Here is a 19,603-nt window from a genome sequence, read left to right as displayed (position 1 = left end):
CGCACCGCACGGGGGCTTCGGTTACGCTGGGCGTATGAACCGAATGATCAGCGTCGTAGTGCTCGGCCTGGCGGTGGCGGGAGTCGCCGCCGCGGAAGAGGCCGGTGGCTTGTCGTGGACGGCTCCCACCGAGTGGACCGCGCAGGGCGAGCGCCCCATGCGCGCGGCCACCTACAGCATCCCGGCCGCCAAGGGCGACACGGAGGGCGCGGAGCTGGCCATCTTCTACTTCGGCGAAGGACGGGGCGGCGGCGTGGACGCCAACGTCAAGCGCTGGGTGTCCCAGTTCCAGAAGCCGGATGGCTCCTCCGTCGAGAAGGACGCGAAGACGAAGCAGGAGAAGATCGCCGGGTTCGCCGTGACGATGGTGGACGTCAAGGGCACCTATGCCGGCGGAGGCCCGATGATGGGGCCGTCCACGCCGAAGCCGGGCTTCCGGATGCTCGGCGCCATCGTCGAGGGTCCTCAGGGCGCCGTCTTCTTCAAGCTCACCGGGCCGGAGAAGACCGTTGCCGCCGCGGAGAAGCCCTTCCGCAAGATGCTCGAGGGCATGAAGAAGAAGTAGCCGTGGGGCTCACTTGGGGGCGGGCTTCGCCGTCCCCTTGGCGGGCTGCACGTCCTCCTTCGCCACGGGCGCATCGGCCACCGCCTTCTTCACCTCGGCGGTGGGAGCGGCCTTGGCCGTGGTGTCGGTGAGCTCCGCAGGCCTGGCGGCGGGCAGGTCGGGGATGAGGAGGATCTCGATGCGCCGGTTGCGCGCGCGGCCCTTGGGCGTGGCATTGCTGGCCACGGGGTGCGTCTCGCCGTAGCCGGCCGCCACGAGCTTCTGCGCCGGAACGTTCGCCTTCTCCTGGAGGAAGCGCACCACGTTCACCGCGCGCGCCACGGACAGCTCCCAGTTGGTGGGGAAGGTGGCCGCGAGCCGCTGCGAGGGCGGGCTGTCGTCGGTGTGGCCCGACACCTGGATGGTGCGGCCCTCCACGCCCACGAGCACCGCGCCCAGGCGGGAGAGGACGCCAGCGCCACGCTCGGTGAGGCTGGCCTCGCCCGAGTCGAAGAGGATCTTGTCCACCAGGTCCACCTGGATGCGGCCCTCGGCCTGGGACAGACGGATCTCGCCATCGGCGATCTCCGCCTTCATCTTCTCCTCCAGGTCCTGGTAGGTGGCCTTGAGGCGGGCCAGCTCCGCGTCCTTCTCCTGCACCGCCTGGGTGAGCTGGTCGCGCTCGGTGGAGAGCTGGGAGAGCTGGTTGTTGAGCTGGGACTTCTCGGAGTCGAGCGCCGCCAGCTTCTCCTCCACGAGCTTCTGCGCGTGCTCGGCGGTCTTGGCGCGCTCGTGCGCCTTGAGGGCCTCGGCCTCGGCGGTCTCCGCGCGGGCCTGCGCGGTGCGGAACGCGGCCTGCCCGAAATAGATGCCGACACCCGCCAGCAGCACCACCAGCACCGTGATGAGCCACGGAAGCCGAGACTGCCGCCGCTCCTGCTTCTCCCAGAACGAATCCGCCATGCCGCGCCGTCTCTCCTGGATGGGAGTTGAGGGGCGGACCCTAGCGGCTCCCTCGGGGTGTGCCGCAAGTCGGTTCAGGTAAGCGCAGGTATTCGGACACTCGGAGAGTCGTGAGAACGGCCGCGGCTCAGAAGGGCAGGCGCACCCAGAGTACCTGTCCCCACGGCAGCCGGGCAGCCAGCAGCCTGGCAGGCCTCCTCCAGAGCGCCTTCACTCCGAGGCCTCGCCGCTCCACGAGTCCGTGCTCGGTGAGCTGGTAGCGCATGTCGAAGAAGAACAGCTCCTCGCGGGCGGCGTCCGGGAACTCCGCCGCGGCAAGCAGCGCGTCGGCGAACCTGCGCCCCTCGGCCCGAGGGTTGGCCTCCAACTCCATCGGGTGCTCCAGCGCCCACGCATCGAACCGCGAGCGGAAGGACTCGCCGAGCGCCGCCGCGAGCCGGGGCCAGGCGCGCTCCACCCACCGCCTGCGCTTGGAGAGCAGGGCCGCCGCGCTCTCCCTCACCCGCTCCGTGTCGAAGCCCGCCGGGGCCGGTGCGCCCTGGGCCAGTGCCCGGACCAGCGCCGCCTGGGTCCTGGCCAGCCGCTCGCGTGCCGCCTGGGAGCTCATGGCCGGAGCTCTCCCTCGCTGCGCTCCATCGGAAGCTGGGAGGGACCAGGGGCCCTGGTGGCCTCCCATCGGGAGCCTCCGCGTGCGAGCGCCGCCTCGATGGCGCGGAGCTCGGCGGTCAGCTCCTCCGGTCGCGGGAAGTGGTCATCCCGCTCCAGCATGGCGGGCACGGGACCGAGCCGGGCCGCGAGCGCCTCCAGCAGCTCCAGCGGGCCCGAGGGCACCGGGTGCGCGTGGGTGTCGTGGTACAGGGCGCCGTGGCGGACACCTCCCGCGACGTGCACGTAGGCGAGGCGCTCGCGCGGCACGGCGGCGAGGACGGCCTGAGCGTCGGTGCCGAGGTTGAGCGCGTTGGCGTACAGGTTCGCCACGTCCAGCAGCAGCAGGGCGCTGGTGCGCGAGAGCAGGCCGGTGAGCAGCTGTGCCTCGGTGAAGGCGGGGTCGGGCCACTCGAAGAGGGTGGCGATGTTCTCGAGCGCCAGCGGCACGGGCAGCGCCGCCTGGGCCAGCCGGACGTTCTCCACGAGCACGTCGAGCGCCTCGTCACCGCGCGGCACGGGGAGCAGGTGGCCCGACTCGATGCCGTCCGCGCGCACGAAGGCCACGTGCTCGCTCACGCACACCGCGCCCAGCCGCTCTGCGAGCCTCGCGAGCATGTCCAGGCGTCGGGCCTCCGGCGGCTCCGCGCCCCCCAGGCCCAGTGACACCGCGTGGAGCACGAAGGGCATGCCGCGCTCCTTGAGCCGCTCCAGGGGCACGGGCAGCGGGGCGCTGGGGTTCAGGTGCTCGGCCAGCACCTCCACGAAGCCGAGCGCCCGGTCCTGGTCGATGCGGTGCGCGAGCTGCCGCCGCCAGCCCAGGCCCACGCCCGTCAGCGGCTTCAATCCCCACCTCCGCCGCAGCCGCCGCAGCCGCCACCCCCGCCGTCGCTGTCTCCTCCGCAGCTGGAGTCACTTCCTCCACCGGACGAGCTGTCACTGGAGCTTCCGCTGGCGCTCGGAGGGTGCATCACCTGGCGCAGGTCCGAGTAGCCCATGGGGATGAGCAGCGCCGGACCGTACAGGCCCACCGCGAGCGCCAGGTCCGGCCCGCTCAGGGCCTGGGAGGACTCTCCCGCCATGGCGGTGGTGCGCAAGGGCTCGTGCGCGCTCTGGAGGGCCTTCAGCGTCGCGTCACCCAGGCGGCTGCGCCAGGGGCGGCGCCAGAGAAACAGGAGCCCGAGCGAGCCGAGGCACAGGAGCAGCACGAGGTACACCACCGGCCTGTCGTTCGCGAGTCCCACGCCCACCTTCGTGAGGCCCAGCAGCAGGACCGCGCCATACGCCATCAAGGGGTAGAGCTGGGCCTTGAGGGCCTGGGCGTCGTCCACCAGCAGGCCCTTGCGCATGAGCCGGGCCTGGATGTGCTGGACGTCGGGGCTCAAGGCCCGCCGCAGCGTCTCCAGCTTCATGTTCCCCGTCGCCACGCACTCGAACACGGAGCGCTCGATGGGAGCCGCATTCGAAGGCAGCGTCTCCCCCGTGGCGAGCCTGTCGCCATCGACGCGGAGCACGCGGCGGTGGAAGAGCGAGGCAGTGACGGCCTCGATGAGGGTGTCCGAGCCGTGGAGCGCCGCCACCTCGTATGGATCCATGCGTCCAGCGGAGAGCAGCGGCTCTCCCGAAGGAGCACGCAGGAAGTAGCGCAGCAGCAGCGCCACCCCGAGTCCCCCTGCGAGCAGGGGGATGTACAGCGAGAGGAACTCCGGGCCCGTCCAGTCCAGCGGGTTCATGGTCTCTCCTGTGTCGGGTGCCTCGAGAGCAGCCTAGTCAGCTCGAAGCACGCGGCACGCGGGGGGCGCCCATTGTCACTCCCATGTCACCGTCGTGTCACGGGCGTACGGCGTGTCCACGGGGACACGCACAGGCATGACGATGGGGCCCTCGAGGATGCCGTAGAGCTCCATGGGGGCGCTGTGGCCCTTGACCTGCACGCTCCCCAGCCGACGACAGGTGGACTTCTGGGAGGGGGGCAGCTGTGCGTGGAACGCCTCGGTGAGGAGGATGGGGTAGCCAGGCTCCCGGGGAATCGCTCCCACCTGCGCGGCGGTGCTGACGGGCTGGCCCACGAGGGTGACGTCCCGGTGCTGCGCGCTGCCCATCACTCCCAGCACCACCTCCCCCACGTGCAGGCCGATGTTGTTGTCGAGCGGGGCCCGTCCGCGCAGCCGCCAGCTCGAGTTGAGCAGCTCCAGCCGGAAGCGCATCTCCCGGGCCGCCTCGAGCGCCAGGGTGCAGGGGGACTCCAGCGCCATCACTCCGCCGAAGGTGGCCAGCAGGGAGTCCCCGGCGAACCGGTCGATGGCGCCTCCGCGCAGGGTGATGGCCTGCGCCATGGCCTCGAAGTAGGTGTTGAGCTGCTCGACGAGCTCCTGCGGCCCCGCCCCCCGGGTGTACTCGTCGAACCCGCGAAGCTCCGCGACGAGGACGGCCACCTGCCTGCGCTCGGCGAACGGCGCGCGCTGGGGGGACAGCAGCTGCCTCCTCGCCTCCTCGCGGATGTACGGCCCGAACAGCCGGCCGAGCGTCCTCTCCACCCGAGCCTCGCTCAGCACGCGGAGAATGATCCGCCGGGTGATCAGCGCGATCACCGCCACGATGAGCCCGCTCGAGAGAATCATCAGCGACTTGAAGCCGCCGCGGGACGGGTCGAAGAGCTCCAGCGGGGTCCAGGAGCCCTCCGAGGCGTCGGCGCTCGCGCCGGCTCGAGCCAGCAGGCGGCAGCACTCGAAGCCCACCGCCGCCACGCCGCCGGAGATGGCGGTGAGCCGGAAGTCGAGCATGAGCCCCGTCATGGCCACGGTGGCGAAGTAGAGGTTCGACAGGTGACCCTGGACGTAGGCCGAGGCCTCCTCTGGCAGCACCATCAGGCAGACGAGGAAGGAGATCGTGGGGAGCGAGGCGAACGGCACCAGGACGGCATAGGCCACCCACCCGTGCACGAGCTGCTGATGCGCCAGCAGGACCAGCGTGGTGCTCGCCGCCAGGGCCAGCGGGAAGAAGCGCCACGAGGCCAGCAGGCCCTCTCGCCCGCTACCTGGGGCCACGGAGAGCAGCAGGCTGGTGATGATGACGTAGCCGAGCACCCCGAAGGCCGCCAGCCTCAGGGCCGCGTTGGACTCGGCCAGCAGGCTGCGATGCAGGAGGGTGTCATCCGAGTACGGCGTGCGAAGGTCCTGCTGCGACTCCATGCGGCGTGGCTCCCGGGCAAGGGGTGCCCGGCCACGTCTCATGGCCGGCACCCTACCTGTAGGGTAGCATCGCCGCTGGAGCCGCGTCTGCCTAGAACGGCAGCCAGTCCGGCTTGACGCTCTTGGGGGTGCTCAGGGCGTAGGCCAGCTGCGCCTTGAGGTCGCCGAAGGCCACGTGGTCCAGGTACATGGCCTCGATCTTCTTCTGGCCCAGCTTCAGGTCGGACTTCTTGCCGGTGGCGGTGTTGACGGCCACCAGGTTGTCCCCGCCGCTGTAGGAGACGCTGTAGTTCTGGCCGTTCACCGTCACCTGCTCGTTGAAGCGCAGGTTCTTGGGCACGTGGGTGGTGACGTTGGAGCCGCGCGAGCCCGGCACGCGCATGTCGTCCAGGAAGCTGCGCAGGAAGCCGCGCGTCACCTCGCGGGTCTGCTTGTCCAGCGTCGGGTCCACCTTCGCGTCGTAGCCGAAGCCCAGCAGGCTGTTGGACTCCTTGGGGTTGTCCAGGTTCCAGGTGGGCAGGCTGAGCATGAACTGGTTGGGCCCGGGCGAGGTGCGATCGCGGAAGTCCGCCGCGCCCGTCGCGTTGTCCTTGAGGAAGCTGTAGCCGTTGACGGCGCTCCACAGGACGTTGGTCGTGTCCAGCTGGCCGGTGGGCAGCGGCTTCGCCGTGCCGATGGCGTTGGAGGGGTGGTTGGCGTCCGGGCTCAGCAGCGCCGCGCCGATCTGCGGCAGGTTGTTCTTCGCGTAGCCCATGGGCAGGTTGTCGAGCGAGCCACCATCCGTCAGGTGCATGCTGCGGCCCGTGGCCGGGTCCACCATCTGCACCGGCTCGAAGACGCCGGGGATGGCCATGGAGGCGCGCATCGCCAGCGCCACCGGCGTGTCCGGCGTGGTCTCCTGGCTGAAGACGAAGAGGCGGTCCTTGTTCGTCGGGAAGCCGTTGGGCGCCGCGCTGTCGTAGGCCTTGGCGGCCACCAGCTGCAGCGGCACCTTCAGGTCCGCGAAGGTGACGGGCCGGTCCTTGATGCCGGTCAGCTCGCGCAGCTTCGCGTCGAACAAGTCATACGCGGCCTTGCCGTTGAGCAGGCCTCCGTCCTTCAGGTCCAGGTCGAAGTCGTAGAGCTTCTGCAGCCGAGGGTCCTTGGCGATCGCGTCGATCTGCTCGGGCGAGGCGCCCGTGGCCGCGAACGCCGCCGCGATGGAGCCCGCCGAGGTGCCGGTGAGGCTCGTGGGCACCACGCCCAGCTCGCGCATCTCCCCGAGCATCGCCGCGTAGCGCTTGCCCTTGCCGCCACCGCCCTCCAGGCTCATGTGCACGCCGATCGGCTTGCCGTCCTGGATGGGCATGCCCAGCTCGGCGCGGCGCGCGGCCACCGCCTGCTGGTACGCCTGGGACTGCCTGGCCCCGTCCGGCTTGCCGCCGAAGAGGAAGTCCAGGGGCTCGGGCGGCTTCGTCACCGGCGTGCCCGTGGCCAGGCGCGAGGCGGACAGCTGGCCGCCGGGCAGCTCCTTGGCCATGAACTGCGGATCCACCCACATGGCGCCCGGCTTCGGCGCGTTGGCGCGGGTGTAGCCATACTTCGAGGTGAGCTCGCCCTCGGCCTTGGCCAGCTGCGCCTTCACCTCGGCATAGCGCTCGCTCTTGGGGGAGAGCATGTCCAGCTCGGCGCCCAGCGAGCGCACCTTGGAGAGCGTGTCCCGGAACGGCTGCGTCTGACCGATGAGCTGCCTGGCCTCGTCATCGCGGATCTTCTGCGGCACCACGCGCTCGAGGACCTTGCGCACCTGCGACAGGTCCACGCTCAGCAGCTTGTCGAGCGGTATCTGCAGCGGCTTGCCGGTGAGGGTGATGCCCTCCCAGGGCCGGGCGCTGGTGGCGTTGGCGTGCGGCAGCGACGGCAGCTGGGCGTCGAAGGTGTCGAGGACGCGGTTGAGGCCCTTGTCCACCTGCTGCGCCACGCGCTGCAGGTTCTGGCCCAGCTTCGCCAACGGGTTGGAGTTCTCTGACTTCTGCGCCTGGGGCGCTGGCGTCTCCTGCGGGGTTCGCCGCGGCGAGCCCGGAGACGGCGGGTTCAATTTGACGGACATGGTGATGCTCCGGTCCGGAATCTTTCGAATGGTGGATCAGCTTGTCCCCATTATCCGCCAAACCTTGTCGGATGTTGTGTCAGGCTGGTAGTCAACAGTCCGACATCCCTGGCAAGCAAATTGCTCCATGGTCTCCCGGAACGGGACGGAAGGTCCCTCTCGTGGAGGTCGGCGTGGCCAAGTGCAGCACTCGCAGTGAGTCCCTCATCTCTCGGGCAATCACCCTTTTCCCCAGCGACACGGTGCTTTCCGCGCTGCGGGTGATGCAGCAATACGGACTGGCAGTGCTGCCGGTGGTGGACGAGGAGCGCGGGGAGCTGATCGCCGAGGTGACGGAGGCGGAGCTCTGCCGCGTTGCGTCACGGCTGCCGCTGCTCTCACTCTCTGAAGTTTTGACTGCCAAGTCGCTGGGCGGTGAGGAAGGAATGACGGTGGGGGCTGATCGGCGCCTGAAGCAGGCCTCGGGCACCGCTTCGCGCTGGCTGCACTGAGGGGAGGCCCGGGGCGGTGACGGCGGAGAGGGCAGGCATCTGCTGGCTGGTGGACGCGGCACCGACTCCATCCCACCTGCTATCGAACACCGCCCCGGTGGGAGTGCTGCCTTCCCAACGGGTAGCCCTTGGGGGTGGGCTGCAATCTGGCGCGCAGGCACCAGCGTGAGTGCCGTTGCCCCGCGATCCCGCGTGGGCCATGAGGAGGCGTAGCTATGAAGGCAGTGGCGATCATCCTTGCCGCGGGCGAGGCCCGGCGGATGGCCCACCCCAAGGCGCTCATCGAGCACGAGGGGGGACGGAGCTTCCTCCAGTCTCTCGCATCCACCTTTGGCAAGGCGGGTTGCGCGGTGCTGGGAGTCATCGGCAAGGACGCAGAGGCGGTACGTGAGCAGCACCCCAGCGTGAACCTGGTGGACAGCCCTCGGTGGCAGGACGGGCCCATGGCGTCCATCAAGGCGGGGCTGTCGGCCGCGCTGGAGGAGGAGGCGGACGTGGTGCTGCTGCACCCGGTGGACATGCCCGCGGTGAGGGCCTCCACGCTCAAGTCGCTGCTCAAGGGAGTGGGCGACGCGGAGGACGGGCTGCGGCCGGAGTTCGAGGGGGCGCCGGGCTATCCGGTGGTGCTCTCGCGCGCGCTGGTCGAGCGGCTGATGGGCTCGGACGCCGTGCAGCTCGATGCGGCGCTCCAGGGCATGAAGCTGCGGCGGGTGTCCGTGAAGGATCCGGGCGTGGTGGTCAACATCAACACGCCGGAGACGTACGAGCGGCTCTTCGGGACGGCACCGCGGCTGGCGCCTCCGCCCAAGCGGCGGGCGAAGAAGGCCGCGTCGACGGCGATGCCCGTGGTCTCCTCCGGGATGGAGATGTCCGCCTCGCCCGAGGAGTGAGTCCCCAGGCCCTGGCCCCTCTCGGAGCGAGAGGGGCCGTGGCCGCGCTGGCGCTCGGAATCAGAGGAAGAGGCCCAGGCCGATGAAGGGGCCGTGGAAGACGTCCCGATGCACCTCGCCGTCCACCAGGCCGGCGTCGTCCATCAGGAGCGTCCGCCAGCCGGCGCGCAGGGCGAAGGGGTGGAACTTGACGGCCAGCGCCGCCTGCGTGTCCACCTGCAGGTACGGGAAGGGCGTGGCCTGCAGGCGCAGCTCGAAGTCCAGGTGGGGCGTGAGCCGTCCCTCGAACGAGGAGCCCATGCTGGGGCCGAAGACCTTCAGCTCCGGGGCCTCCGCATAGGTGAAGCCGCCCTCCACTCGCACGCGAATCCGGTCCTCCGTGACGATGGCGTAGGTGAGGTGCACGCTCGCGGCGGCGATGGTGTCCGTGCCCGCGGAGCCGTCATCGGTCCCCAGCACCAGGCCGGTGATGCGTCCGTCCAGGCCCAGCCGATCTCCCTCGAGGGCGAGGGACAGGTGGGTTCGGGAGCCCCCGCCCGTGGGGCCACTCTCGAGGCCCAGGCGCAGCGGGCTGTAGACGGAGTCCTTGCGAGCGGGGGCAGGCTCGGGGAGAGGCTGCACCACCTGCGCAGGCTCGGCGTAGGAGGTCGGCGGAGGCGCCGGTGCTACGTAGTAGGTCGGAGCAGGCTCGACGTAGTAGGTCGGAGCGGGCTCGACGTAGTAGGTCGGAGCGGGCTCGACGACGACGACGCGCTCACGCGGGGGAGGCGGCGGGGGCCTGGGACGGCTGCTGCCCACCGGCGAGGCATCATGGGTGCGGACGGGGGAGGCGTCGTGGACGCGGCGGGAGGAGGAGTCGTCCCGGTCCTCCTTGTCCTTCTTCTTCTCCTTCTTCTCGGAGTCGCTCGAGCTGGAGCTCTTGCCGAAGCGGGCCTCGGCGGCCGAGGCGGAGAAGAACAGGCTTGCGACGAGCGCGGCGGACAGCAGGTTCTTGAGGTCGAACACGGTCCAGCTCCTGAGCGGGGGTGGCCCTTGCGGCGATTGCAGGCTTGGACGGCTGCCTGCCCCGGAAATTCAACCGCGGATCACCCGAGCTGGAGCGCGGCCTGGGCTCGAGGCCTCAGAACGCGAAGCCGAGGCCGACGTACGGACCGCCGAAGGTGTCCTCGTGCTCCACGTCGTCCGCCCAGCCGTTGTCGTTCAGGTAGACGGCCCGCCACCCGCCGCGCAGCACGAAGGCGTTCAGGTGCACCGCCAGGCCGGCCTGCCCGTCGAGCTGAACGTAGGGGTACGGAGTGGCCTGCGCGCGCAGCTCGAGATCCAGGTTCCCCGCCAGGCACGCGTCCAGGGAGAGCGCGAAGCTCGGCCCCAGCATGACGACGTCCGGCGCGTGCGCGCTGCTGATGCCGCCCTCGACGCGCAGGCGCACCCGCTCCTGGGAGACCAGGGAGTAGGTGAGGTGTGCGTTCAGCAGCGTGATGCTGTCGGTGCCCTCCGTCCCGTCATCCGTGGGCATCACGAGCGCCAGCGCGCGCCCGTCGATGCCGACCCGCTCGCCCTCGATGCCCAGGAAGGCACCCACACCGGCGGCGGTGTTCAAGGCCGCGCCGTCCACGCCGAGCCGGACGTTGAGCGGCGAGGGCCGCGAGGACGAGGCCCGTACCTCGCCCGAGGACACCGACTCGACGGGCGGCGGCGGCGCCACATAGGCCGTGGGGCGCACGTCGACGAAGACGGCGAAGAGCAGGTCCACCAGGAGCGAGCCCGCGGAGGCTCCGGACGAGCGGCGGCGGCGGCGAGGCGCATCATCGTCGTCGTCATCATCATCACCCACCGCCGAGGCGTCGTGGGTCTTGTTGCTCTTGGAGGACTCGTTCGAGTCGGAGCGCTTGCCGAAGCGGGCCTCGGCCTGGGGGGCCGAGAGCAGCACGCCCACGGCGAGCGTGGCGCACAGCAGGTTGCGGATGGACGACACGGTCCAGCTCCTGGGGCAGGTGGGGGCCGCCATGGTTCGGCCAGACGCATGGACGAGGGCCTGCTCGAATCTATTTAAAACGCAAATCCCTGGAAGCAAGCAAGCCTGCGCCCGGCGCTGGTGACGTGCACTGCACACAGGTATGTGGAGGCCATGGACCGTGAGTCCGCGGCTTCCACCCGCTCCGCCTTCGCGCACCGCGACTTCCGTCTCTACCAGGGCGCCCGCCTCTTCATGACACTCGGGGTGGCGATGCAGTCGGTGGCGGTGGGCCTCCACATCTACGGCCTCACCCACCGGCCCAGGGACCTGGGGTACGTGGGGCTCGCACAGTTCCTACCCATCATTCTGTTGTCGCTCGTGACGGGAGACACCGCGGATCGGCATGACCGGCGCCGGGTGCTCATGTGCTGCTACGCCACCATGGTGACGGGGGCGCTGCTGCTCTTCGGGCTGGCGCGGTCGGGAGTGACGCAGACGTGGCCGTACTATGGGGTGCTGGCGCTGCTGGGCACCGCGCGTGCCTTCGCGGGCCCGGCGGGCCAGTCGCTCGTGGCGCACCTGGTGCCCGCGCGGCACCTGTCGAGCGCCGTGGCGTGGAACTCGGGGGTGTTCCAGATAGGCACCATCGTGGGGCCCACGGTGGGCGGCCTGCTCTATGACGCCCTGCACGCGGCGGCGGTCTACCTCATCTGCGCCTTCATGATGGCGGGGGCCTTCGTGATGCTGGCGCTGATGCGGGTGCGCACCGGGCGCATGGAGCAGGCGGCGACGTCCTGGCAGCGGCTGCTGGCGGGCCTGCGGTACGTGCGGAGGCAGAAGGTGGTGCTGGGCGCCATCTCGTTGGATCTGTTCGCGGTGCTGCTGGGCGGCGCGACGGCGCTCTTGCCCATCTATGCCCAGGACATCCTCCACACCGGGCCGTGGGGGCTGGGCCTGCTGCGCAGCGCGCCGGCGATAGGGGCGGCGCTGATCGCGCTGTCTCTGGCCATCTTCCCGCTCAAGCGCAACGCGGGGGTGCTGATGCTGGCATGCGTGGCGCTCTTCGGAGTGGCGACGATGGTGTTCGGAGTGTCGCGCAACCTGGCGCTGTCCGTGGGCGCCCTGGTGGTGCTGGGCGCCGCGGACATGGTGAGCGTGGTCATCCGGCAGACGCTGGTGCAGCTGGCCACCCCGCCGGAGATGCGCGGCCGGGTGAGCGCGGTGAACATGGTGTTCATCGGCGCCTCCAACGAGCTGGGCGAGTTCGAGTCGGGCCTCACCGCCGAGTGGTTCGGCGTGGTGCCCTCGGTGGTGGTGGGCGGGGTGGGCACGTGCGTCGTGGTGGCGCTCTGGGCGTGGCTCTTTCCGGAGCTGCGCCGCATCGCCAACACCGACGAGGTGAAGCCGCTGAGCGGCTGAGTCCGCCGGACATGTGGGAGCGCCCTCCTTTACACCTCCTCGACAGCAGGGGCGTGGCCCTACCCGATGGGTGACGTAGGTTGGCGACAGGACAGCCTACGTAATGGGTTGGCTCTGACCGTCCTGCCGTGGTAGAGGCAGGCATGGTTTCCTGGTTGCGTCGTCTCTTCACGGCACGTTCGCAAGTGCCTGAGCTCCCTGGGGAGAGGAGTGCCTCGGACGGCCCTCCCGCCTGGGCTGGCGCGTTGCTCGATGCCACCCAGAAGTCCGCTCGCGTCCTGGCTCGCCTGAGCCTTCAGGCCGAGGACCTGGACCGCAAGCTCGAGGGAGGGCTTGCGGAGCTGAGGGGCTCGCTGTCCTCGCTCGAGAGCGCCAGGCCCGGCCAGGATTCGAAGGCCGAAGCTGGCTGGGATGAGCTGCTGGACGCGATGGACCTGCTCGACGAGGCCGTTCGCGTGGCGGACTCCGCCTTGGCGCCTGGCCTGGCGGGGGTGGCGTCTCGGCTCGAGCGCTTCCTGGCGCTCCGGGGGCTCACGCGCCTGGTCCCGCTGGGGCACCCGCCCGACGGACGCGTGTTCCGTGTCGTGGGCACCCAGCCCCATTCCGATCTCGCCGACGGGGCTGTCGTCCGCGTCGTCCGCGCCGCGGTGCTGCGAGGTGAGCACCTCGTGCGCGAGGGCGAGGCCATCACAGTGAGGAACCACGCATGAATCACTCCTTCGGCATCGATCTCGGCACGACCAACTCGGTCATCTCGCACCTCGTCGATGGTCGTCCGGTGGCGCTACCCATCGATGGCAGCCCCATCGTCCCCTCGGTGGTGCTCTACACGGACGATGGCCCCGTGGTGGGGCGTCAGGCGCGCAACCTCGAATTGCAGAGCCCCGAGCGGTGCGTTCGCTCGGTGAAGCGCAGGATGGGGACGGCTCACCGCTACCTGCTCGCCGGACGTGAGCTGTCTCCCGAGCAGGTCTCCGCCGATATCCTGTCCGCGCTCAAGCGCGGCGCCGAGAAGGCGACGGGCCTTGCCGTGAGAGATGTCGTCATCACCGTGCCGGCCTACTTCGACGATGCCCAGCGCCGAGCGACCCTCGAGGCTGGCGAGCTCGCGGGGCTCCACGTGCTACGGCTGCTCAACGAGCCCACCAGCGCCTCGCTCGTATATGACCGGGTGCTCGCCCCGGAGGACGCGGGCGGAGCCCAGCCCGAGATCCTCCTCATCTACGACCTGGGGGGTGGCACCTTCGATGTGTCGGTGCTCGAGGTGTTCCAAGGCGTGCGCGAGGTGCGCGCCACCGCGGGCAACACCCACCTGGGAGGCGATGACTTCGACGACAGGCTGGTGCAGCGCTTCCTCGAGGAGCTCGCGCGGGGCCAGGGCGTGGATCCCCGCGAGGACCTCCGCGCCATGGCGCGCCTGCGCCGGCTGGCCGAGGAGACGAAGATCCGCCTCTCGTCGGACGTCCTGGTGCACGTGCGCGAGGAGTTCCTCACCCACGCTCGGGGCAGGCCCGTCCATCTCGAGCTGGAGGTGCGGCGGCGCGACTTCGAGTCCCTGATCGAGCCGCTGCTCGAGTCCACGATGGTGCTGGCTCGCCAGGCGCTCCAGGAAGCACGGCTCGAGGGGCAGTCCCTGTCGCGGGTATGTCTGGTGGGGGGCTCGACCCGGATTCCGCGGGTACGCGAGATGCTGGAGGAGCTGTTCGGGGCGGACATCCACGAGGAGGTGGATCCGGATCTGGCGGTGGGGCTGGGCGCTGCCATCCAGGCAGGGCTGCTCAGTGGCGAGCCGGTGGAGCGCATCCTGGTGGACGTCGCCTCCCACAGCCTGGGAGTGCGCGTCGTCGGCGAGGACGATGCCCTGCGCGCGGAGCCGGAGACCTTCGCTCCCGTCATCCGCCGCAACACGCCGCTGCCGGCCGTGAGAGTGGATGAGTTCTACACCCTGCTGCCCGAGCAGGAGCGTCTCAACGTGGAGGTGTTTCAGGGCGAGGCGCCTCGGGTGTCGGAGAACACGCGGGTGGGGGCCTTTGACTTCCCGCTGGAGCCACGGCCCGCGAACTCACCGGTACGGGTGGAGTTTGCCTATGACCTCAACGGGGTGGTGAAGGTCTCCGTCAGCCAGCCCGGCACGGCGAATGCCAAGACGGTGGCGCTCTCCCTGGCGGACGCGGGCAGGGCCACCCAGGCCCAGGCGGCGCAGACCGTGGTGGCACGCAAGGGGCGCGCCCTGCTGGAGCGCCTCCCCGTCGGGCCGAAGGCGGAGCTGGAGCGACTGCTCGAGCGGTATGCCGCGGCGGAAGGGGCAGGGCGTGAGCGCGCCGAGGAGGCGTTGCTGGACTTCTTCCTCGAACATGAGCCGCGGCACCAGGAGCCGTGAGCCATGGCCAGGCAAGAGGGAGAGGAGCGCCAGCACCGCCGCTGGCTGGAGGATGCCCGGAAGTATCTGACCAGGGGAGAGCTCGAAGCGGGACTGCCCGCGCTGCTTCGGTTGCCCCCGTCGCAGCGGGAGCAGCTGCTGCCTCGCGGTGCGGAGCTGTTCCGGCAGGCCGTTCAGGAGCTGCACCGTCGCGGTGCCTGGGGCGCACTGGCGACCCTGGCCGCGCGCGCGGATGTCGAGCCCAGACTCGTGGAGCAAGGCGTGGAACCCGAGGAGGCCCGCGCCACCTACTGGTCGCTGCTGTGGGCCGCGAGCCGCGCGCGCGAGTGGGCGCGCGCGGAGCGCCTGTGGCAGCCCCTGGCTCCCACCGCGCGGGAGCACGCGCCCAGGCTGGCCGTGGCCATGGAGGCCTGGGTCTCCAGCCAGGGCACTCCTGAGCCAAGGAGCGTTGCCCCGGCCCTTGCATGCCTGCCTCCGGTGGACGCGCGCCTGGGGGTCGAGCCGGCTCGCACGCACGTCTCCCTGTCTCCGCCCCGCTCCTTGGAGGAAGTGGAAGAGGCGCTCCTGGCCCTGTATGCGCTCGAGCCCTTCCCCCGCTTCGCCAGCCGCGTCGAGGCCTGGGGGAAGGAACTGCCCGCGGAGGTGGCTCGGGCGACATGGCGACAGGCGGGGCTGCTCGCGGCGCGGGAGCTGTGGCTTCGGGCCGAGCATGGGCAGGGGAGCGCCTCGCTCCTGGAGCCCGCCGTGCTGCTCGCCCGGGCGGCGCGGGAGGCCGGGGACGCACGGGAACTGTCCGAGCCGGTGCTGCAGGCGCTGCGGGTGGTGACCTCCAGGCTTCCACCAGAGGGCATCTCCAGCGCCCAGGAGGCCGAGGCCTGGTGTGCCCTGGCCCAGGCCGCGGCGCTCCAGCCGGAGGCTCGGCTCTGGGTAGTGGGGGCCGTGTCGGAGCTGCGCTTCTCGGGAGCGGGCCTGCCGCGGGCGCTTCGCCTCTATCAGGCCCTGCTGGCCCTCGCGCCGGACGCGGCCCTCTGGGCGCGGGCGGTGCAGGCGTGGGACGCGTACGACTCCGAGGCGAGGAGCGCGCCCGAGTGGCTCCAGACTGGCTTGCGTCAGCTGATAGAGACAGGGGTGCCCGCCGTGCTGGCCTGGCTGAGGCGGGCACACCCCTCCGAGCGCACGGAGCTGGTCGAGTGCGTGGCCTTCACCCATGCGCCAGAGCTGGTGGAGTCCTGGGTCGATGCCAGTTGGGAACTCGCGGGCGAGGAGCTGCGGCCCGTGCTGAGCGATGCCATCTCCATCCTGCTGGAGCGGAGCCGGGACAAGGGGGCGAGACAAAAGCTGGAGCGGATGCTGCAAGGTGCGCGGAGCCTGGACGATGCGGCGCGGATGTTGATGGACACGGACGCGCCGATCGAGCGGCTCGAAGCCTTGATGGGGCTGAGCGCCGAGGGCCTGCGCATCTGGCGCCGCTTCGGCTCCCGGGTGCTGACCTACCGGGCCGAGTTCCTGCGGGAGGCGGTGCGCCAGGCCTCTTCGGACAGCGAGGCGTGGGAGGCCATCTCCCGGTACCTGGATGCTCACGGCGGGGACCCGGCCTACCTCGAGACGCTCCAGTTGCTGGATGTGGGCGAGCGGAAGGAGCTCGCCCGCCGTGTCATGGCGCGGTGGCTGGAGCGACGTGCGAACGATGTGCAAGCGCTCGCCGAGGCGGTGGTGGCCGCAGGAAGAACGGGCGCCCCTTGTGAGTATCTTCACCCCTTGTTGGCGGCCTTTTTGGCGTCCCATCTGGTGCAGCCTTCCTCCGCGCCGACTCCCAGTGTGAAACGGGCGCTGGAACTGGCGCGCAAACATGGCGTGCGCCTGCCCAAGCGCCGGGCCGCGCGGAAGAAGAAGCCATCCACCAAGGCTGCGACCGAGCGCACGCCGCGCGCGAAGGCAAAGGCCCGGAAGAAGCGCTCGCCCGGGCAGGGCATTGCCCGCGAACAGGAGCCCCAGTTGGACCTCCTCAAGGAGGAGGAGGAGGAGAACTCGAGATGACGCAGCCCGATGAGCCGTTCGCGGTGTTGGGACTCGCACCCACGTTGGAGCCGGCCGCCGTCAAGCGCGCATACTTCGCCGCACTGGCCCGCCACCCGCCTCATGAGGACCCGGAGGGGTTCCGGCGCTTGCGCGATGCCTACGAGATGCTCTCCCGGCCCGGCGCGTTGGCTGTGGCGTACCTGGCCAGTCCCGTGGATGTGCGGAAGCTGGCGGACGAGGCGCGCGGGCGCTTCGACGCGGTGCTCGAGAGGGCTCGTGAGGCAGCGCTCGTCGCCCGTGAGCGCGAAGAGCTCGCGACACAATTCCAGGAGAGGTGCGCCCGGCTGCGCTGGGAGGAAGCGCTCCGTGCGTGCTCCGGAGGGGGGCGGGACTGAAGCGGGAGCCTCAGCGTCGGCCCGACTTCTTGGAGGACTTGCCACTCGCGGGCGCCGACTTCGCGGGCGCCAGCGGCGGAGGCGTGGGCTCGAGCGTCGCCAGCAGGGCCGCGGGCGGCAGCGGCATGGGCTCGAGCGTCAGCGCCACGCGCCGGTTGCGCTGGCGGTTCTGGGGCGAATCCGTGGGGACCTCGGGCCGGAACGAGGCATGGCCCACGGCGCTGAGCCGCTGCGGGGCGATGCGGGCGGGGCGCTCGAGCAGCGCGCGCACGACGGCGGTGGCGCGCGCGGAGGACAGCTCCCAGCTCGTCCCCTCCGTGCCCGGGCCGGCAGCGGTGGGCAGCTCGTCCGTGTGGGAGGCCACCTGCACCGCGTGGCCCTCCACCGAGGCCAGCACCGCGCCGATCCTCCCGAGCTCCTCCACGCCCCTGGCCGTCAGCGTGGACTGGCCCGGCTCGAAGAGGAGCCGCTCGGACAGCTCCACGCGCAGGGCCTCGGGGCGGGAGGCGTCGAGCCAGGCATCTCCCTGGGCCAGGGCGTCCTTCAGCTTCGCCTCCAGCTTCTTCCGCGCCGCCTCGCGCTGGACGAGCTGAGCATCCGCCTCGCGGGCCTTGCGGGCCTCTGCTTCGCGCTGGGCCGAGGTGCCCGTCTGCCGTTGATCCAGGTGCTTCAGCCGGCGCTCCATGCTGGCGCGCAGCAGCTGGAGCTCCGCCACCCGAGCCTCGGACTCGAGCGCGACCTGCTCGAGGTGGGCGGTGTGCTCCACCAGCGCAGAGATGGACCGCGAGGCCATGAGCCCGCCGCCCAGCGCCAGCACGACGACCCCCGCCAGAAGCGCCCAGGGAAGCCAGGCCCGGCGTCGCCGGTCCGTTGCGCTTCGGGCTTCCTCCATGTCGCGCCTCCGCTGCCGTTGATTGGTGCTCCAACGCTAGCGTTGCCCCCAGGGTGCGCCTCAAGGGGGCCAGCGGCGCTCGTGTGCCACATGGCCGCTGGCGCGGTGCGCCACCGGGTGCCGCGCTGCGTTGCCTGGGGGCCTGAGTCCAACCAGACACGTTACTCCACCCCACTTCGCACTACCGGGTAGGACGTGGTATCCGATTCGTCCCCTTCATGGAGGAGCGTAGAGGAAGCATGGGCATCGGGTGCGTGGTGTTGGACTTCGATGGGACCTTCACCGACGTGGCGGCGGAGGGAGCCCCCTTCGTCCTCCACTTCAAGAGCCACTTGGCGGAGCTGCTGGGAATGGACCGGCAGGCCATGGAGGCGTCCTGGCGCGAGGAGGAGGCGGCGGTGCTGGCGGGGGCGCACGCGTTCGGCTGGGACATCGGGGGGCGCGTCGTGGCGCCGGCCACCGCGGATCCGTACCTGCTGTCCAACTGCGTGGCGCGCCAGCTCATGGGGCGTTACGGCGCGCTGCCGGATCCGGCGGAGCGCCACGAGGCGCTCCAGACGCTCTACCGCGAGGCCTACGAGCTGACGGGCACGGCCTTCAAGCCCGAGGCGAAGGAGGTGCTCGAGGCGCTGGTCGCCACGGGGCTGCCGGTATGGGTGGTGACCAACGCGCACACGGACCTGGTGGAGGCCAAGCTGGATCGGCTGGCGCCCAAGGGCCGCGAGCGGCTGAAGGTGAAGGGGGACGCGCGCAAGTACATCCTCCAGGAGGCCCAGCCCACGGACGCGCGCTTCTCGGCGCTGCCGGAGACGATCACCTTCGACGGGCTGCTGCCCCGTCCCGTCTATCTGCGGCGGGGCCTGTACTACGAGGCGCTGCGGACCATCTGGCAGGAGACGGGCACCGGCCCCGAGTCGACGCTGGTGGCGGGCGACATCTACGAACTGGACCTGGCGCTGCCGGCGGCGCTGGGGGCGCACGTGCAGTTCGTCCAGCGGGACAACGCGCTCCAGTACGAAGTGAGGGCGATGGAGCTGCTGGGGCCGCGCGGCGGGGTGGACCGGAGCCTGCGCGGCATCCTTCCGCGCCTGCGCGGCTGAGGCGAGCGCTGGCGCCTGTGTCGGACACAGGGGGCGATATGGCTCGTCGGGCCCGTCGTTGAACGGGCAGAACGAGAGGAGTCCATGCGCCCCATCCGAGTCCTTCTGTTGCTGTGCGCGGGAGTGTCCGCCGGAGGCTGTGCCACCTCGTCGGGACAGCTGCGAGACATCCGCCTGTTCCAGGAGCGCCCGTCCAAGCCGGAGGGCTGCGAGTTCGACGTCTACGAGCAGCGCGAGCCGCCGCGGGAGTACGAGGTCATCGGGACGCTGGGGCTCACGGACAACGAGTGGATGGGCGTGGGGGGGCGCAAGGAGATGCTGAGCGAGACGGTGTGTCGGGCGGGCGCGGACGCCGTCATCCTGTCGAGCCCGGCGGAGCGAAAGACAGCCGCGGGCCGCGTGCGCGAGTACGAGGCGCAGTTCGTCTCCTTCTCGCCGGGCGCGACGGAGCCCGCCGCACTGCCGGATCTGCCGCCCGCGGAGACTGGCGCCATCCTGGTGCCTCGGGGCATGGAGTGGCCCGAGGAGGCCATGGGCGAGGCCACGCGGAAGTGGGAGCCGAAGAAGGAGCAGCAGCCCGCGAAGTAGAGCGGACCGCGGCGGGTACCCCGCTGGGGGTACAGCCCCC

General features: G+C 70.8%; 19 protein-coding genes. 10 read left to right on the top strand and 9 right to left on the bottom strand.

The window, feature by feature from the left end:
• Nucleotides 1-43: 43 nt before the first annotated feature.
• Nucleotides 44-565, top strand: coding sequence for a hypothetical protein (locus KY572_RS22230; protein WP_224244921.1), 522 nt, complete (start codon nt 44-46; stop codon nt 563-565).
• 9 nt (nt 566-574) lie between these two features.
• Here KY572_RS22230 and KY572_RS22225 read toward each other — a convergent pair whose 3' ends face one another.
• The 6 genes from KY572_RS22225 to KY572_RS22200 form a co-directional block, all read right to left on the bottom strand.
• Complete coding sequence (locus KY572_RS22225; protein ID WP_224244920.1) at nt 575-1,507, bottom strand: OmpA/MotB family protein; 933 nt, start codon at nt 1,505-1,507, stop codon at nt 575-577.
• A 127-nt stretch (nt 1,508-1,634) separates the two neighbouring features.
• On the bottom strand, nt 1,635-2,114 hold the full coding sequence (locus KY572_RS22220; RefSeq protein WP_224244919.1) for a hypothetical protein: 480 nt from the start codon (nt 2,112-2,114) through the stop codon (nt 1,635-1,637).
• Nucleotides 2,111-2,998, bottom strand: a complete 888-nt coding sequence (locus KY572_RS22215) for a DUF692 domain-containing protein (protein ID WP_224244918.1) — start codon at nt 2,996-2,998, stop codon at nt 2,111-2,113. The genes KY572_RS22220 and KY572_RS22215 overlap by 4 nt, the downstream gene beginning before the upstream one ends.
• Complete coding sequence (locus tag KY572_RS22210; protein ID WP_224244917.1) at nt 2,995-3,885, bottom strand: TIGR04222 domain-containing membrane protein; 891 nt, start codon at nt 3,883-3,885, stop codon at nt 2,995-2,997. The genes KY572_RS22215 and KY572_RS22210 overlap by 4 nt, the downstream gene beginning before the upstream one ends.
• Nucleotides 3,886-3,960: 75 nt before the next feature.
• On the bottom strand, nt 3,961-5,343 hold the full coding sequence (locus KY572_RS22205) for an adenylate/guanylate cyclase domain-containing protein (RefSeq protein ID WP_224244916.1): 1,383 nt from the start codon (nt 5,341-5,343) through the stop codon (nt 3,961-3,963).
• A 91-nt stretch (nt 5,344-5,434) separates the two neighbouring features.
• The gene (locus KY572_RS22200) at nt 5,435-7,432 is read right to left on the bottom strand and encodes a patatin-like phospholipase family protein (protein WP_224244915.1); all 1,998 of its coding nucleotides are present in this window, start codon (nt 7,430-7,432) and stop codon (nt 5,435-5,437) included.
• A gap of 173 nt (nt 7,433-7,605) precedes the next feature.
• Between KY572_RS22200 and KY572_RS22195 the strand changes: the two genes are divergently transcribed.
• Both KY572_RS22195 and KY572_RS22190 read left to right on the top strand, forming a co-directional pair.
• Nucleotides 7,606-7,923, top strand: a complete 318-nt coding sequence (locus KY572_RS22195) for a CBS domain-containing protein (RefSeq protein WP_224244914.1) — start codon at nt 7,606-7,608, stop codon at nt 7,921-7,923.
• Between the two features lie 215 nt (nt 7,924-8,138).
• Nucleotides 8,139-8,813: a nucleotidyltransferase family protein gene (locus tag KY572_RS22190; protein ID WP_224244913.1), complete on the top strand. Its 675-nt coding sequence runs from the start codon at nt 8,139-8,141 to the stop codon at nt 8,811-8,813.
• 60 nt (nt 8,814-8,873) lie between these two features.
• Here KY572_RS22190 and KY572_RS22185 read toward each other — a convergent pair whose 3' ends face one another.
• The gene (locus tag KY572_RS22185; protein ID WP_224244912.1) at nt 8,874-9,818 is read right to left on the bottom strand and encodes a hypothetical protein; all 945 of its coding nucleotides are present in this window, start codon (nt 9,816-9,818) and stop codon (nt 8,874-8,876) included.
• Nucleotides 9,819-9,933: 115 nt separating this feature from the next.
• Nucleotides 9,934-10,788 carry a hypothetical protein gene (locus KY572_RS22180; protein ID WP_224244911.1) on the bottom strand — a complete coding sequence of 285 codons (855 nt, stop codon included), beginning with the start codon at nt 10,786-10,788 and terminating at the stop codon, nt 9,934-9,936.
• A gap of 153 nt (nt 10,789-10,941) precedes the next feature.
• Between KY572_RS22180 and KY572_RS22175 the strand changes: the two genes are divergently transcribed.
• The 5 genes from KY572_RS22175 to KY572_RS22155 all read left to right on the top strand — a co-directional run bounded on the left by KY572_RS22175 (nt 10,942) and on the right by KY572_RS22155 (nt 16,983).
• Nucleotides 10,942-12,189 (top strand): MFS transporter, encoded by a 1,248-nt coding sequence (locus KY572_RS22175; protein WP_224244910.1) that lies wholly within the window; start codon nt 10,942-10,944, stop codon nt 12,187-12,189.
• A 245-nt stretch (nt 12,190-12,434) separates the two neighbouring features.
• Nucleotides 12,435-12,899 (top strand): nucleotide exchange factor GrpE, encoded by a 465-nt coding sequence (grpE, locus tag KY572_RS22170; protein ID WP_224244909.1) that lies wholly within the window; start codon nt 12,435-12,437, stop codon nt 12,897-12,899.
• Nucleotides 12,896-14,569 carry an Hsp70 family protein gene (locus tag KY572_RS22165; RefSeq protein ID WP_224244908.1) on the top strand — a complete coding sequence of 558 codons (1,674 nt, stop codon included), beginning with the start codon at nt 12,896-12,898 and terminating at the stop codon, nt 14,567-14,569. Before grpE ends, KY572_RS22165 begins: the two co-directional genes overlap by 4 nt.
• A gap of 3 nt (nt 14,570-14,572) precedes the next feature.
• Nucleotides 14,573-16,606 (top strand): DUF6109 family natural product biosynthesis protein, encoded by a 2,034-nt coding sequence (locus tag KY572_RS22160; RefSeq protein WP_224244907.1) that lies wholly within the window; start codon nt 14,573-14,575, stop codon nt 16,604-16,606.
• Nucleotides 16,603-16,983, top strand: coding sequence for a J domain-containing protein (locus tag KY572_RS22155; protein ID WP_224244906.1), 381 nt, complete (start codon nt 16,603-16,605; stop codon nt 16,981-16,983). The genes KY572_RS22160 and KY572_RS22155 overlap by 4 nt, the downstream gene beginning before the upstream one ends.
• Before the next feature lie 10 nt (nt 16,984-16,993).
• On the opposite strand, the gene KY572_RS22150 is transcribed toward KY572_RS22155, so the two are convergent.
• Entirely contained in the window at nt 16,994-17,875 is an 882-nt protein-coding gene (locus KY572_RS22150) for an OmpA family protein (protein WP_224244905.1), read from the bottom strand.
• Nucleotides 17,876-18,114: 239 nt separating this feature from the next.
• Here KY572_RS22150 and KY572_RS22145 point away from each other — a divergent pair, with 239 nt between their 5' ends.
• Both KY572_RS22145 and KY572_RS22140 read left to right on the top strand, forming a co-directional pair.
• Complete coding sequence (locus KY572_RS22145) at nt 18,115-18,975, top strand: HAD family hydrolase (protein WP_224244904.1); 861 nt, start codon at nt 18,115-18,117, stop codon at nt 18,973-18,975.
• Nucleotides 18,976-19,059: 84 nt separating this feature from the next.
• The gene (locus tag KY572_RS22140; protein ID WP_224244903.1) at nt 19,060-19,563 is read left to right on the top strand and encodes a hypothetical protein; all 504 of its coding nucleotides are present in this window, start codon (nt 19,060-19,062) and stop codon (nt 19,561-19,563) included.
• Nucleotides 19,564-19,603 lie beyond the last annotated feature (40 nt).

The organism is Hyalangium gracile (assembly GCF_020103725.1).
In the GTDB taxonomy this organism is placed as follows: Bacteria; Myxococcota; Myxococcia; order Myxococcales; family Myxococcaceae; genus Hyalangium; species Hyalangium gracile.
This window is presented reverse-complemented; position numbering and strand designations above follow the sequence as displayed.